General features: G+C 70.5%; 12 protein-coding genes. 11 read left to right on the top strand and 1 reads right to left on the bottom strand.

The window, feature by feature from the left end:
- The first annotated feature begins 25 nt into the window (after positions 1–25).
- From KY661_RS31695 to KY661_RS31655, 9 genes are read left to right on the top strand one after another with little or no spacing between them, the layout of a single operon-like run.
- Entirely contained in the window at positions 26–1,906 is a 1,881-nt protein-coding gene (locus KY661_RS31695; protein WP_225413769.1) for a DUF4388 domain-containing protein, read from the top strand.
- On the top strand, positions 1,906–3,693 hold the full coding sequence (locus KY661_RS31690; protein WP_225413768.1) for an ABC transporter ATP-binding protein: 1,788 nt from the start codon (positions 1,906–1,908) through the stop codon (positions 3,691–3,693). Before KY661_RS31695 ends, KY661_RS31690 begins: the two co-directional genes overlap by 1 nt.
- Positions 3,690–4,844, top strand: coding sequence for a PHP domain-containing protein (locus KY661_RS31685; protein ID WP_225413767.1), 1,155 nt, complete (start codon positions 3,690–3,692; stop codon positions 4,842–4,844). Before KY661_RS31690 ends, KY661_RS31685 begins: the two co-directional genes overlap by 4 nt.
- A 20-nt stretch (positions 4,845–4,864) precedes the next feature.
- Positions 4,865–6,157 carry a 3-deoxy-D-manno-octulosonic acid transferase gene (locus KY661_RS31680; RefSeq protein ID WP_225413766.1) on the top strand — a complete coding sequence of 431 codons (1,293 nt, stop codon included), beginning with the start codon at positions 4,865–4,867 and terminating at the stop codon, positions 6,155–6,157.
- Positions 6,158–6,160: 3 nt separating this feature from the next.
- A complete protein-coding gene (locus tag KY661_RS31675; RefSeq protein ID WP_225413765.1) occupies positions 6,161–7,162 on the top strand; it encodes a glycosyltransferase family 4 protein in 1,002 nt (333 codons plus the stop codon).
- A 9-nt stretch (positions 7,163–7,171) separates the two neighbouring features.
- The gene (locus tag KY661_RS31670; RefSeq protein WP_225413764.1) at positions 7,172–8,194 is read left to right on the top strand and encodes a glycosyltransferase; all 1,023 of its coding nucleotides are present in this window, start codon (positions 7,172–7,174) and stop codon (positions 8,192–8,194) included.
- On the top strand, positions 8,191–9,246 hold the full coding sequence (gene lpxK, locus KY661_RS31665) for a tetraacyldisaccharide 4'-kinase (protein ID WP_225413763.1): 1,056 nt from the start codon (positions 8,191–8,193) through the stop codon (positions 9,244–9,246). Before KY661_RS31670 ends, lpxK begins: the two co-directional genes overlap by 4 nt.
- 51 nt (positions 9,247–9,297) lie before the next feature.
- Positions 9,298–10,311, top strand: coding sequence for a bifunctional heptose 7-phosphate kinase/heptose 1-phosphate adenyltransferase (locus KY661_RS31660; protein ID WP_225413762.1), 1,014 nt, complete (start codon positions 9,298–9,300; stop codon positions 10,309–10,311).
- Positions 10,308–10,799, top strand: a complete 492-nt coding sequence (locus KY661_RS31655; RefSeq protein WP_225413761.1) for an adenylyltransferase/cytidyltransferase family protein — start codon at positions 10,308–10,310, stop codon at positions 10,797–10,799. The genes KY661_RS31660 and KY661_RS31655 overlap by 4 nt, the downstream gene beginning before the upstream one ends.
- Here KY661_RS31655 and KY661_RS31650 read toward each other — a convergent pair.
- The gene (locus tag KY661_RS31650; RefSeq protein ID WP_225413760.1) at positions 10,796–11,893 is read right to left on the bottom strand and encodes a glycosyltransferase family 9 protein; all 1,098 of its coding nucleotides are present in this window, start codon (positions 11,891–11,893) and stop codon (positions 10,796–10,798) included. The two genes, KY661_RS31655 and KY661_RS31650, sit on opposite strands and share 4 nt — an antisense overlap.
- 77 nt (positions 11,894–11,970) lie before the next feature.
- Between KY661_RS31650 and KY661_RS31645 the strand changes: the two genes are divergently transcribed.
- Positions 11,971–12,849, top strand: coding sequence for a YicC/YloC family endoribonuclease (locus KY661_RS31645; RefSeq protein WP_225413759.1), 879 nt, complete (start codon positions 11,971–11,973; stop codon positions 12,847–12,849).
- Positions 12,846–13,493 carry a guanylate kinase gene (gene gmk, locus KY661_RS31640; protein ID WP_225413758.1) on the top strand — a complete coding sequence of 216 codons (648 nt, stop codon included), beginning with the start codon at positions 12,846–12,848 and terminating at the stop codon, positions 13,491–13,493. Before KY661_RS31645 ends, gmk begins: the two co-directional genes overlap by 4 nt.
- Positions 13,494–14,000: the final 507 nt, after the last annotated feature.

Here is a 14,000-nt window from a genome sequence, read left to right as displayed (position 1 = left end):
AATGTGTGTAGACTCCGGACCGCCTTTGAAGACGCTCCTGCTGGCCGAGAGCCACCCTCCTACGCTCGAGCACCTCACCGGACTGCTCTCCCAAGCTGGGTACACCGTGCGGGCGGTGTCCGACCCGGCCTCGGCCATGGAGCATTTCGCGGCGGGCAATCCGGACGTCGTGGTGCTGGCGGTGGACCTGCCTCGCCTGGAAGGAGGGCATGTAGGCCAGCTCATCCGTGCCCACCGCCAGGGCAGCCGGGTCCCCCTGGCCATCATCGACAAGGGGCACCTGGGCAAGGCGCGCGGCCTGGCGGCGGTGGCGGACGTCAAGGTGGACGCCTACATCCCGGATCCGCTCAAGCCCGGGGAGCTGGCGCCCCGGCTGGACGCCCTGGTGAGCGCGGCGAAGGCCGTGGTGCCCACCACGGGCCTCGAGATGATGTTCTCCCGCGCGGCGGTGGTGGCGGGGGACCTCAAGGGCTACCCCTTGCCCGCGCTGCTGCACGTGCTCTTCCGGCAGCGCCGGGATGGGATGCTGGTGGTGGCCAGCCGGGAGCTCTCCCGGCGGGTGTTCTTCGCCCGGGGCGGGGCGGTGAACTTCGACTCCACTTCCTCCCAGGACGGGCTGCCCGCCTTCCTGCTGGAGCGCAAGCTCATCACCCCGGCCCAGGCGGAGCCCCTCGTCCAGGCGCTGGGCTCGGGGCTGCGGATTGGCGCGGCCCTGGCGGACGCGGGCGTGGAGGCGGCGGGCGAGGAGCTGCTGCAAATCCTCCGGGACTACACCCGGGACCGGGTGGCGCAGGTGGTGGGAATGCGCGAGGGGCGCTTCGCCTTCTACGCGGGAGACGAATTCCAGCGGGAGGTGGCCACGGTGGAGATTCCTGCCCTGGCGCCCGCGCTGGAAGGGGCCCGGAGGGCGTTTCCGCTCAAGGTGGTGGCCGCGCCCCTGCGCAAGCACCTGGGCGAGTACCCCGCGCGCTCGCCGGATTTCAGCAAGGACCTGCCGGTGCTGGGGCTGGACACGGAAGACCTGAAGATCGCCATGCAGATCAACGGCCGGCTGCTGTTGAGGGACTTGCTGGCCTACGGGCGAGGGGACCTGCGCAGCGGGTACTCGCTGGTGTGGTACCTCCAGCTCACCGGGGCGTTGACGTTCTCGCCCACCCCCGTGGTGGTGGAGGGCGAGGCGCTCTCGGCGTTCCCCGAGGTGCTCGCCAAGCGCAAGCGCAAGCCGCTCCCGGCGGAGACGGCGGCGGCGCTGCGCGAGGGCGCGCTGAAGATCATCACCAGCAGTTACTTCCGGAGCCTGGGGCTGGACATCGCCGCGGACGGCGAGGGGGTGGAGCGCGCCTACAACGAGACGGCGATGAAGTTCCACCCGGACGCCTACGCGGAGTTCGATCTCTCGGACCTGGAGGACGTGCTCGACTCGGTGCAGGAGCGGTTGTCGGCCTCCTACCGGGTGCTCTCGGTGGAGGAGAAGCGCAAGGCGTACCTCCAGTACCTGCTGCCGAGGCTGAACGCGGGGCGCGTGAGCACCATTCACGTGGAGGCGGAGATCCTCATCCGCCGGGGGGCCATGGCCCTCAAGCGCAAGGACTACCGCACGGCGCTGCAAGTGTTCGAGGAGGCGGTGGACCTCAACCCGCGCGAGCCCGAGTACCACTGCTACCTGGCGTGGGCCACGTACCTGGCCACCACGGGGCCGCTGAAGGAGCGGGCCAAGGCGGCGCAGAAGGTGCTCAAGCGGGCGTTCTCCCTGGAGCCCCAGCTGGAACGGGCGCACATCATCTCGGCCATCATCGACAATGATCTGGAAGACGACTCGGCGGCGCGCAAGCGGCTGTTGAGGGTGCTGGAGCTCAACCCGCAGTCGCAGCTGGCCAAGGCCGCGCTGCGCAAGGTGGGCCGCTGATGCGCACGGGCACCGCGCTGCTTCGCCTGCTCCACTACGGTCGGCCCCACGTGGGCGTGCTCGGGGCGGCCCTGGCCTGCATGGTGCTGCTGGGGCTGGGGACGGGGGCCTACGCGTTCCTGATGGGGCCCGCGCTGGGGTTCCTGCTCTCGGGCGGGACGGAGGGGTTCTCCGGGCCGCATGCCATTCCCTGGCTCTCGACGCTGCCCCGGGAGGCGGCGCTCTGGGGCTTCCCCGTGCTGGTCATCGCCGTGGGGGTGTTCAAAGGGGTGGGCTACCTGGGGCAGTTCTTCTTCATGGGCCTGTTCGCCCAGCGGGTGGTGAGGGACTTGCGGCGCGAGCTGTTCCTGCGCCTCACGGCCCTGTCGCCCTCCCAGCTCTCGCGCGAGCGGACGGGAGACCTGCTCAGCCGCTTCTCCGCGGACATGACCGCGGTGGAGTGGGCGGCGATGTACACGGTGGGCTCCTACCTGCGCGACTCGCTCCAGGTCATCGTGCTCGCGGGCGTGGCGTTGTCGATGAGCCCCGTGCTGGGCGGGCTGATGCTGGCCGTCATCCCCCTGGCGGTGCTGCCGGCCTCGCGGCTCACGAAGAAGGCGCTCCGGGGCACGCGGGAGGGCCAGGCCCAGCTGGGGCACCTCGCGGGCCAGCTCCACGAGGGGCTCGGGGGGCTGCGGACCATCCAGGCCTTCAACGGCCAGGCGGCGGAGCTGGAGCGGTTCTCGGCCCACACCAAGGCCCACGAGGAGGCGGTGGTGAGTGCGGCCTGGGCGCGGGGCGGGGTGCCGGGCCTGATGGAGGTGCTGGCAGCGGCAGCGCTCGCGGGGGCGCTGGCCTACACGGCGGCGACGCGGGCCATGGAGCCCGAGGCGCTCCTGTCGCTGCTCACGGCGGTCATCCTGGTGTACCAGCCGGTGAAGGACCTGGGCCGGGTGACGCAGTTCGCGATGCAGGCGGGGGCGGCCGGTGAGCGGCTCTTCGCACTGCTGGACCTGCGCCACCCCGTGGAGGACGCGCCCGATGCCGTGGCGGCGCCCCCGCTGACCCGGTCCTTGCGGTTCGAGGACATCCACTTCTCTTATGGTGCGCGCCGCGCGTTGGACGGGCTGACGCTGGAGCTGCCGGTAGGCAAGGTGACGGCGCTCGTGGGGCCGAGTGGGGGCGGCAAGAGCACGGTGGCGGCGCTGCTCCTGCGCTTCGAGCGGCCGCAGTCGGGCCGCCTGCTGCTGGACGGGGTGGATGCGGACCGGTACCTGGCCTCCACGGTGCGCGCGCAGTTCGCGCTGGTGACGCAGGAGCCGCTGCTCTTCTCGGGGAGCGTGCTGGACAACCTGCGCTTTGCCCGGCCGGAGGCGACGCTCGAAGAAGTCGAAGCCGCGGCGCGGGTGGCCCACGCGGACGGCTTCATCCGGGCGCTGCCCGAGGGCTACCACACCCGCATCGGCGAGCGCGGGGTGACGCTGAGCGGGGGCCAGCGGCAGCGGCTGTGCATTGCCCGGGCGGTGCTGTCGCGGGCCCCGGTGCTGGTGCTGGACGAGGCCACGAGCAGCCTGGATCCGGAGAGTGAGCGCGAGGTGCAGTCCGCGCTGGCGGCGGTGCTGCCCGGAAGGACGGCGCTCGTGATTGCCCACCGGCTCTCGACGGTGACGGGTGCGGACCTCACCCACGTGGTGGAGGCGGGGCGCGTCGTCGAGAGCGGGCACCACCTGGACCTGCTGCGCGCGGGGGGGCGGTACGCGGCGCTGTGGAACCTTCAAACGGTAGGCTCGGAGCGGGGAGCGGCATGAAGCTGGGGGTTGTGGCGGGAAAGCTCCTGCGGGCGCTCGTGGGGTTGGTGTTGCTGGGGGTGGGCTACGTCGGTTTCTTCACCTTCGCGGCCCTCTTCGTGGACTACCCGGTGGTGCCCACCCACACGGGAATCCCGGCGTGGCCGCGCGGCGCCTTCCACGTTCACACCGAGCGCTCGGATGGCCGGGGCACCGAGAAGGACGTCGCGGCCGCAGCGAAGGCGGCGGGCCTCCAGTTCGTGGTGATGACGGACCACAACGACTTCACCCTGCGCGAGCCCGCCTTCGTGGAGGGGGTGCTGCTGGTGCCGGGCGTGGAGATCTCCACGCGGTACGGGCACCTCGTGGCCATGGGCCTGCGGGTGCCGTTGGACGGGGAGCGCGCGAAGCAGGAGGGCGTGAGGGCGGTGGAGATCGCCGGCGGCTTCAGCGTGCTCGCGCACCCGGTGCAGCAGAAAAACCCCTGGAGAGACCCCGAGAGCGCCCTGCAGGCTCAGGGCTTCGAGCTGTACTCTGCGGATACCTTCTTCCGGGACGCGGTCCGCCATCCGTTCTCCCGGCTGCTGCCGGCCGTGGGCGCGTACCTCATCAATCCCGTGCACGGGGTGATGACGCTCGTGATGCCCCAGCCCGAGGTCTCCGAGAAGCTGCTGGAGCTCTCCCACGACCGCCCGAAGCGGATCCTCTGCTCCCACGACGCGCACGGGCAGCCGCGCTACGAGGACGTCTTCCAGTCCCTGGCCATGTACCTGCCGCCCGCCGCACTGTCCGAGCCCCTGTCCAGGGACCCCAATGCCGCGGCCGCGCAGGTGGTCCAGGGGCTGGCGAGCACCCAGGCGATCTGCGCCTTCCGGGCGCTGGGCGAGCCCATGGGGTTCGCGATTGAGGGCCCGGTGACGGCGCGGCGCGAGGCCCACGTGGGCGATGTGCTCCGGGTCCGGCTGCCGCCGCATGCACAGGGCACCGTCCGGGTGGAGGCACGCGGGGCGGGCCGGGTGCTGCAGGACGGCACGTCGGTGGAGCTGACCTCGGAGGGCGTCCTCCAGATTGAGGCCTGGGTGCTGGCACCGGGACGGTTCTTCGGCTCGGAGTGGAAGCCGTGGATTGTGCCGGGGCTGGTGCGCGTGCTGCCACGGGACGCGGGCATCTGATAGAGGACGGGGCGCCGTCCATGCGCCTCCTGTACATCCTCGCCAGCTACGCGCTCTTCGCGCTCCTGTTCCCGGTGCTCTCGGTGTACCGGAAGACGCGCCATGGGCTGGGGCAGCGGCTGGGGTTCTACGCGCCGGGCGTGCTGCCGAAGGGCCCCGGGCCCATGCTCTGGCTCCATGGGGCGAGCGCGGGAGACCTGCTGGCGCTCTCGCCGATGTTCGGGCCGCTAAGGGAGCGTTTTCCGGGCTGCCGGATCCTGCTCTCCACGACGACGAACACGGGCTTCCTGATGGCGAGGGACCGGCTGGCGAAGCAGATCGACGGGGTGGTGTACGCCCCTTACGACTTGTGGGGCGCCACGCGCCGGGCGGTGAAGGCCATCCAGCCGGACCTGCTGGTGCTGGAGTACACGGAGATCTGGCCCAACCTCATCCGTGCGGCGAAGCGCCAGGGCGTGGGCATCGCGCTGACCAACGGGCGCTTCTCGCCGAAGAACCTGGGCAAGTACCGGTGGCTCTTCGCGCTGATCGGCAATCCGCTCCGGGACATGGACCTGTTCCTGATGCGTCAGGAAGAAGAGGCCGGAAGGGCCCGGCACCTGGGAGCGCCCGAGGCGCGCGTCTGGGTCACGGGAAACACGAAGTTCGACGCCCTGACGGCGGCCCCGGCCCCAGAGGACGAGGCGCTGCGGCGGGCGCTGGGGCTGCCCGAGGGTGGCCAGGTGCTGATGGCGGGAAGCACCCACGAGGGCGAAGAGGCCCCGCTCCTGTCCGTGTACCGCCGCCTGCTCCCGGCGCATCCCGGGATCCGGCTGGTGATTGCGCCCAGGTACATCGACCGGGCCGAGCGCATCCTGGGGCTGGCCCGGGAAGCGGGGCTGACGGCAGGGCTGAGATCGAAGGGCAATCCCGAAGGCGGGCAGGTGGTGGTGCTCGACACGATGGGGGAGCTGGGGCGGGCGTACCGGCTGGCCACCCTGGTGTTTGTCGGGGGCTCGTTCACGAAGCGGGGCGGACAGAACATCCTGGAGCCTGCGGGGCAGGGCAAGCCGGTGCTCTACGGGCCGCACATGGACAACTTCCGGGACAGCGTGCAGGTGCTGGAGGGGCACGGAGGCCTCCAAGTCCAGGATGCGGAGGACCTCTACCGCCGGGTGTCGGAGCTGCTGTCCCGGCCGGAAGCCCTCCATGCGCTCGGGGCACAAGCGCGGCAGACGGTGAGCCAGATTTCCGGGGCGAGCCGGCGAAACGTGGAGCACATGGGAGCGCTCCTGGCCCAGGCGTCCTCCCCTCCCATGGAAAAGCAGGAGTAAGGCATGTCCCTGGTGATTCATCCCCACTTCCACCGGAGGTACACGGGCATCTCGCGCCACGTGGAGACCGTGGTGCGGGAGCTGGCGCGAGGCACGGAGACCCGCACCATCGGGCCACACCTGGAGCCCACCTTGCCGCGAATCCGCTGGGGTGAGCTCTGGAGCCGGCTGCGGCGGGAGCCCCTGGTGTGGCATGCCCACCGGAACAACGAGCTGGTGGTGGGGCTGCTGCTGCGGCTGCTGGGCAGAAAGGTGAAGCTGGTCGTCACCCGGCACGCATCGCAGAAGGCGAGCGCCTACACCCGCTGGCTGGCACGGAACGCGGATGCGGTGGTGGCGCTCACAAGCGAAGGGGTGGAGGCCATCGCCCTGCCCGCGACGATCGTCCACCACGGGATCGACCTGGGCCGCTTCCGTCCGCCAGAGAATCGAGACGAGGCCTGGCGCAAGCTGGGCGTGGGCGGACGCTACGGAGTGGGGGTGGTGGGGCGAATCCGGCAGCCGAAAGGCCAGGGAGACTTCGTCGAGGCCATCCGGCCCCTGCTGCCCGCCCATCCGGAATGGACGGCGGCCCTGGTGGGACTGGCCAAGGGGAAGGACGCGCAGTGGATTGCCTCGCTGTGCGAGGGACTGGGAAACCGGCTGGTGATGCCAGGGGAGCAGCAGGTGGTGTCTCCCTGGTACCAGGGCCTGAGCATCCTGGTGCACCCCTCGTACACGGAAGGCTATTCGATGGTGCACATCGAGGCGATGGCCTCGGGGTGTTGCGTGGTGTCGAGCCGGCTGAAGTACCTGGACACGCTCATCGAGCACGGCCGGACGGGCTTCTTCTTCGAGCCGGGAGACGTGAAGGGGATGCGGGAGCTGCTGGACATGTTGATGCGCGAGCCCCAGCGGGCGCAGGCGGTGGGACGGAACGCGGCCGAGCACGCGCAGGGCAAGTGCGGCGTCGAGCACGAGGCCCAGGCGCTCCAGAACCTCTACGACTCGCTGCTGGCGGGCTGAGGGCGGCCGGTGAGAATCCTCCACCTGCTGGCAAGCCCGTTCTGGAGTGGCCCCGCGGAGAACGTGGCCCTGCTGGCCCTGGCGCAACGGGAGGCCGGGCACGAAGTGACGGTGGCGGTGGACCGTAAGCGCACGCAGGTGGGGGCGGAGGAGCCCGCAGTGCCGAGGTTCGAGGCCCTGGGACTGCTGGACGCGGGAGGCCTGGAGCTGTCCGTGAAGTCCTCGCCCTGGAGGTTCTGGAAGGACTCGCGGATGCTGCGCGCCCGTGCCCTGGACGTGGTGCACACGCACTTCACGCACGATCACCTCCTGGCGCGCTGGTCCAAGCCCAAGGGGGCGGTGCTCGTCCGCTCGGTGCATGCCCCGAGGTCGATCCGGTCCTCCCTGCCGAAGGCGGACGCCTACACGGTGCCCGCCTCGTCGGAGGTGCCCCGGCTCAAGGGCCACACGGTGCGGGTCCTGCCCCCCTTGGTGGACCCGTTGTTCCGGCCTGCGGAAGACCGGAAGCGCTGGCGCGAGGACCTGGCGGTGGAAGGCGCACCGCTGGTGGGAATGGTCTCGACGTTCCAGCCCTCAAGGCGGCACGAGCTCGGGGTGGAAGCCTTTGCACGGCTGCTGCGGCAGCAACCGGAAGCCCGGCTGGTGCTGGTGGGAGACGGCCAGTTGGAGGCGCCCATCCGCCAGAAGGTGGCCGGGCTGGGGATTCAGGAGCGGGTCCACTTCGCTGGGTACCAGCAGGGCCCCTCCTTCGTGAAATGGCTCCAGGCGCTCGACGAGGTGTGGATCCTGGGCCTGGGCAATGACTGGAGCGGCCGGGCCGCGGCCCAGGCCCGGGCGTGTGGGGTCCGGGTGGTGGCAGTGGAAGAGGGCGCCTTGCCCTCGCTGGCGGATGTGCGGGTTGCCCAGCTCACGCCCGAGGCGGTGGTGGAGGCCTCCCTGTCGGGACACAAGGCGCTCGTGGCCCATCCGTCCAACCAGCGGATCGCGCAGGACGTCCTGGCGCTCTACGAGCGGCTCCGGGGGGCCCGGTGAGCACGGAAGGGCCCACGGCGATTGAGCGGCTCTTCTATCCGCCGCACCCCGAGCCCTGGAGCCGGCGGGCCCTGCTGGCGCCCGTGACGGCGCTGGCCTGGGGCTACGGGCTGGGCGTCCGGGTGCGGAAGTCGCTCTACGACCACCAGCTCTGGAAGGGCGAGCGCATCGAGGGGCTCCGGGTCCTGTCCGTGGGGAACGTGAACGTGGGAGGAACAGGCAAGACGCCTGCGGTCCTCCACCTCTCGGAGACCCTGGTGAAGGCGGGCCGGAAGGTCGGCATTCTCACGCGGGGCTATGGCCGCGTGTCGAAGGAGCCCCTGAGCTTCACGGGCGCGGAGCCGCTGCCCTCGGTCGAGGAAGCCGGCGACGAGCCCCTCCTGCTGGCCCGCCGGTGCCCAGAGGTCCGGGTGCTGGTCGGAGCGGACCGCCGGACGCTGGCGCGCCGGGCGCGGGACGAGTTCGGCCTGGAGGTGGTGCTCCTGGACGATGGCTTCCAGCACCGGCAACTGGCGAGGGACGAGGACGTGGTGGTGGTGGACGAAGCCGTGGGTTTCGGCAACGGGCGCCTGCTGCCCCGGGGACCCCTCCGGGAGCCCCTCTCCGCGCTGAAACGCGCCACCCTCATCTGGGTCCGGGCCGCGTCAGGGCCCACCGCGAACCTTCCCCCGCTGCCAGAGCGGCGGGTGAGAACGCGCTACCACCCCTCGGCCTGGGTCGACCCCCAGGGACACGTGCACCCGCCGGAAGCCCTGCGGGGGGTGCCGGTCCTGGCGCTGGCGGGACTGGCCCGCCCAGGAAGCTTCCTGCGGACGCTGAACCAACTGGAAACCGAGGTCCGGGACACCGCCCTCTTTCCAGACCATCACCGGTTCACGGACGGGGAGCTCCAGGACACCGAAGCGAGGGCCCGCCGTCAGGGGCTCCGGCTGGTCACGACCGAAAAGGACGCCGTGCGCCTGCCGCGAGACTTCCCGGCCTGGCAGGTCCGCCTCGGGGTGGAGGTGCTGGAAGGGGAGTCCTTGCTCCGGGAGGCCTTGGGGCTGAGGTGAGAGGCCCTTCGACTTGAGGGGAGCCAGGGGCTGTGGGACAAGGCGCTCCCCATGGCCACAGGTTCGACCCCGCGCGCACTGTCCTCGCTGCTCCAGCTCCCCCAGAGCTTCGGGCGCAAACGGGTGCTGCTGGTCGGGGATCTCGTCGCGGACCGCTACATCTATGGACAGACGGACCGGGTGAGCCGGGAGGCGCCGGTGCTGATCGTCCGACACGAGTCCACGGAGGTGAAACTCGGGGGAGGGGCGAACGTCGCCGCGAACGTCCGGGCGCTGTCGGGCCAGGTGACGGCGGTGGGGGCGCTGGGGGTGGACGAGATGGGGCGGGCGCTGCGGCGGCTGTTCAGCGCGGCGGGGATCCGGGTGAGCGCGGCGGGGGCGCGGGGCATCCAGACGGAGACCAAGACGCGCATCCTGGCAGGAGGCATGAGCACGACGCGCCAGCAGATGCTGCGGGTGGACCGGGGCCAGCGAGGCCCGCTGCCGCCGAGGCTGCGCAAGACGCTGGCGCGGCTCGTGGAGAAGGCGGCCCAGGACGCGGATGCGGTGGTGGTGTCGGACTACGGGGCGGGGGTGGTGGGAGAAGAGGTGCGAGAGGTGCTGAAGCGGCTGGCAGGGGACGGGATGCCGGTGTGCGTGGACAGCCGCTACACGCTGGCGGCCTTCACGGGCGTCACGGTCTGCAAGCCGAACGAGCCCGAGCTGGAGGTGTTCACGGGCAGGCCGCTGCGGACGGAGTCGGACCTGAGGGAAGCGGGGCAGGCGGCGCTCAAGCGGCTGGGGTGCAAGGCGCTGCTGGTGACGCGGGGGCGGCACGGGATGGCGCTCTTCGACGAGACCGGAGGGGTGGACCTGATTCCGGTGCACGGGGCGAAGGAGGCGGTGGACGTCACGGGGGCCGGAGACACGGTGATTGCGACCTTCTCGCTGGCGGTGGCGGCGGGGGCGAGCTTTGGCGAGGCGGCAAGGCTGGCCAACGTGGCGGGCTCGCTGGTGGTGCAGAAGCAGGGCACGGCAACGGTGTCCCGGGACGAGCTGCTCGGGGAACTGCGAGGCGTGAAATGAGCACGCTGGAGAAGCTCCAGACCCTGGCCCAGGTGGCGGAGGAGCGGGAGCGGTGGCGGGCGGAGGGCAAGACGGTGGCCCTGGCCAACGGCATCTTCGATCTCCTGCACGTGGGGCACGTGCGGTACCTGCAAGGGGCGCGGGAGCTGGCGGATGTGCTGGTGGTGGCGGTGAACTCGGATGCCTCCACGCGGGCCTATAAAGGACCCGGGCGGCCCTACATCCCGGAGGCCGAGCGGGCGGAGCTGGTGGCGGCGCTGGACTGCACCACCCGGGTGCTCCTCTTCGACGAGCCGAACGTGAGGCCCATCATCCGGGCGTTGAAGCCGGACGTGCACGTGAAGGGCACGGACTACACGCCGGACACCATCCCCGAGGCGGACGAAGTGCGGGCCTACGGGGGCCGCACCGCGGTCGCGGGAGACCCGAAGAACCACAGCACGACGGAGATTGCCCGGCGCACGGGCCGGGAGGGCGGCAAGGGCTAAGCAGTCCGCTCCAGGAGCCCCACGGAGAAGGAGCGGGCCTCCTCGAAGACGCGAGCCTCGAGGCCTGCGCTCGAATGGATCTCCGAGGTGAGGTCCACCATCCGGTGCGGAGGGGCGGGATGGCCCCAGCGCTCCATGTCCATGCGGAGGAAGAGCCCCAAGGTGGGCGCCCCCACGGCCACGGAGAGGTGCATCGGCCCGGTGTTGTTGGTCACGGTGAGCCCCGCGGCCCGCATGAGGGCGGCCAACTCATCCAGGTTCGTGGCGGGGGCCACCCAGGCGCCGGGAGCCCCCTTCGCCACGGTCTGGGCGAGGGCCTCCTCTCCAGGACCCCAGGCAATGATGGGCTGGCGGCCGGTGGCGAGCAGGGCCCGGGCCGCGGCGGCGAAGGCCTCGGGAGGGATGCGGCGCTCCCCCAGACGTCCCCCGGGATTCACCATGGCACACAGGCTGGGGAGCCCCTGAAGGTAGGTGCGGAAGCCCTCGCCGACGTTCGGCTCCCGGAAGGACAGGCCATCCATGATGCGGCCCCCGGTCAACGGGGTGAGCAGGTGCGCGCGCTGAGCGGCCTCCCGCCGGGTCCCGGCCCGGGCAGGGACAGAAAGCGAGTGAAGCAGGGACACAGGCCAGACCTGGGGGCCGATGACCACGGCCCGGGGGCCGGCGAGCCGGGAGACGATGGCCGACGTGACGGACGGGGCCTCCCAGTTGGCGCAGTCCACCACCACGTCATAGCGCTCGCGGCGCAGGGCCTGAATGCCAGGGGCGAGGGCCCCGAGCCAAAGCCGCCGGCGGTCAAACGAGATGAGGGCATCAAGAGAAGGATGCCCCGCGAGCGCCCGGGCGACCTTGGCATGCACGAGGACATGGACCAGGGGAGGGGAGCCACCGGTCAGCTCCTTCAAGGTGCGCAGCAAGGGGGTGGTGAGCAGGGCTTCCCCGACCCGGTTGTCGGGACGCACGAGGAGGATCTTCCGGGGGGGAGGGAGCGGGGCTCCAGGGGGGCGTCGGCGGCCGGGGCGCCACAAGAGGGCGGAGGCCACGAAGGTCAGCGCGAGTTTCGCCCACAACTCAAGCCGCTTGTACCAGGGCATGGGGGGGCGGACCTTACCAGAGCGGAAGCGAGGAGGCAGCTTGACCTGATGGCCAAAAGCCCCTAGCAACCTTCTCAATGCTCAAGAGCATGACCGGGTTTGGAGCGGGACGCGCACGGGTAGGGGACGAAGAAGTCTCCGTGGAGGTTCGTTCGCTCAACCACAAGTTTTGCGAAGTGAAGGCCCGGCTGCCCAGGGATCTGTCGGCGCTCGAGGCGGGCGTGGTGAAGCAGGTCAAGGACCGGCTGGCCCGAGGCTCGGTGGAAGTGCAGGTGAAGCGGCAGGTGGTCACCGCCTCGGGCACGGTGCCAATAGTGGATGTGGCGCTGGCGCGGGAGTACGCGCGCGCCTTCCGCGAGCTGGCCTCGGCGTTGGGCTCTCCCACGGAAGTGTCCTGGACCCAGGTCTCCACCCAGCCGGGCGTGATTCGGCTGGAGGAGAAGGGGATGGACGTGGAGTCCGCCAGCAAGGCGGTCCTCACGGCCCTGGAGCAGGCCCTCGGGGCGCTGGAGCAGATGCGCCAGGTGGAAGGGGAGGCCATCCGGGCCGACCTGGATGCCCGGCTGAAGCTCATCGAGGGATGGAGCCGCGAGGTGGCGGCCCTGGCGCCCCGGGCGGTGGAAGACTACCGGCAGCGCTTGACCGAGCGGGTGGCGGAGCTGGCCCGGGGCATCGCGGTAGAGCCGCAACGGTTGGCCCAGGAAGTGGCCATGTTCGCGGAGCGGACGGACATCGCGGAGGAAGTCACGCGCCTGGCCAGCCACCTGGAGCAATTCCGGGCCCTGATGGCGAGCAATGAGCCTGCGGGCCGCCGCATGGACTTCCTCGTCCAGGAGATGCACCGCGAGGTGAACACGACGGGCTCCAAGAGCCAGCACGCGGAGATCTCCACGCGCGTGGTGTCGATGAAAGCTGAAGTCGAACGCATCCGTGAACAGGTGCAGAACGTCGAATGAACGAGCCCACGTCACTTCACCCAGGGTTGTTGCTGGTTCTCTCCGCGCCCTCGGGAGCGGGAAAGACCACGTTGTCGCACCGGCTGCTCAAGGAAGTGCCGAACACCATCTTCTCGGCGAGCTACACCACGCGCAGGCCGCGGGGCAAAGAGCAGGACGGAGTCGACTACCACTTCGTGGATGTCGCCACGTTCCAGGAGAAGATCGAGCGCAGCGAGTTCGTCGAGTGGGCCGAAGTGCACGGCCACTTCTATGGAAGTCCGCAGTCCGTGGTGGAGGAGGCCAGGGCCCGCAAGGGCGTCGCCATCTTCGACATCGACGTTCAGGGCGGGCAGGCAATCAAGCGCAAGCACCCCGACGCGGTCTTGATCTTCGTGCTGCCGCCCTCGATGGAAGAGCTGGAGCGGCGCCTGCGGGACCGGAAGACGGACTCCGACGAGACGATCCGCCGCCGCATGCTGGCCGCCCGCTCGGAGATCGAGCGAGGGACTGCCTCGTACGACTACATCGTGCTCAACGATGACTTCGAGCGGGCCTTCCAGGAACTGCGCTCGGTGGTGGTGGCGGAGCGCTGCAGACGGGGGCGGGTAGAGCTCTCGATGTTGAAGCTGGAAAAAGCACCTGCGGCGGACACGGGGCGCTGACGAAGAAATAAGGCGCGGGGGCCCTGGGGTTTCTCCCAATGACGGGGCGCCGGGCGGCAGAGAACGGAAGAGTTCTTGCGTCGCTCAGGGAGTTGGTGGATAAGCCGCCCCACGTCGCGCCCGGCAGGAATGTTGGGTGGTTGACAAGCGCCTGGCTGACATCTAGAAGGCGCGTCCCCGGCGGTTGAGGGGTGTGGAGCACGGCGGGCGGTGGTGGGTTGGAAGGGCGATCCTGTCTTCAATGGAAGCAGGGCCAGTGAGCGGTAGAAGGAATGAAGGGCTCTCGCAGGTGGTTGACACGAGAGGCGGCGAAGAGGTAGAAGCCGCGCCCCCTGGAACGAATCGGACCGAAGGCAGCACGGCGGGCCGAGGAGCAAGCAGGGGACTGACAGCGAAAATAAGTTGGCCGGTGAGTTGACGGGGCGGCAGGAAACGAAGTAGAAGGCGCGCCCCGCCGGACGAAAGAAGCGAAGCGGAAGAAGCGCTGAGCGGAAGTCGGACGGAAGA

Origin of the sequence: Allostigmatella hybrida (assembly GCF_020103775.1) — a bacterium.
Lineage (GTDB): Bacteria > Myxococcota > Myxococcia > Myxococcales > Myxococcaceae > Hyalangium > Hyalangium aurantiaca.
This window is presented reverse-complemented; position numbering and strand designations above follow the sequence as displayed.

Excerpts from the sequence above, each read along its gene's own strand:
- KY661_RS31650 (WP_225413760.1), bottom strand. The coding sequence starts at position 11,893 with ATGCCCTGGTACAAGCGGCTTGAGTTGTGGGCGAAACTCGCGCTGACC.
- KY661_RS31680 (WP_225413766.1), top strand. The coding sequence starts at position 4,865 with ATGCGCCTCCTGTACATCCTCGCCAGCTACGCGCTCTTCGCGCTCCTG.
- KY661_RS31660 (WP_225413762.1), top strand. The coding sequence starts at position 9,298 with ATGGCCACAGGTTCGACCCCGCGCGCACTGTCCTCGCTGCTCCAGCTC.
- KY661_RS31690 (WP_225413768.1), top strand. The coding sequence starts at position 1,906 with ATGCGCACGGGCACCGCGCTGCTTCGCCTGCTCCACTACGGTCGGCCC.
- KY661_RS31655 (WP_225413761.1), top strand. The coding sequence starts at position 10,308 with ATGAGCACGCTGGAGAAGCTCCAGACCCTGGCCCAGGTGGCGGAGGAG.
- KY661_RS31645 (WP_225413759.1), top strand. The coding sequence starts at position 11,971 with ATGCTCAAGAGCATGACCGGGTTTGGAGCGGGACGCGCACGGGTAGGG.
- KY661_RS31675 (WP_225413765.1), top strand. The coding sequence starts at position 6,161 with ATGTCCCTGGTGATTCATCCCCACTTCCACCGGAGGTACACGGGCATC.
- KY661_RS31685 (WP_225413767.1), top strand. The coding sequence starts at position 3,690 with ATGAAGCTGGGGGTTGTGGCGGGAAAGCTCCTGCGGGCGCTCGTGGGG.
- gmk (WP_225413758.1), top strand. The coding sequence starts at position 12,846 with ATGAACGAGCCCACGTCACTTCACCCAGGGTTGTTGCTGGTTCTCTCC.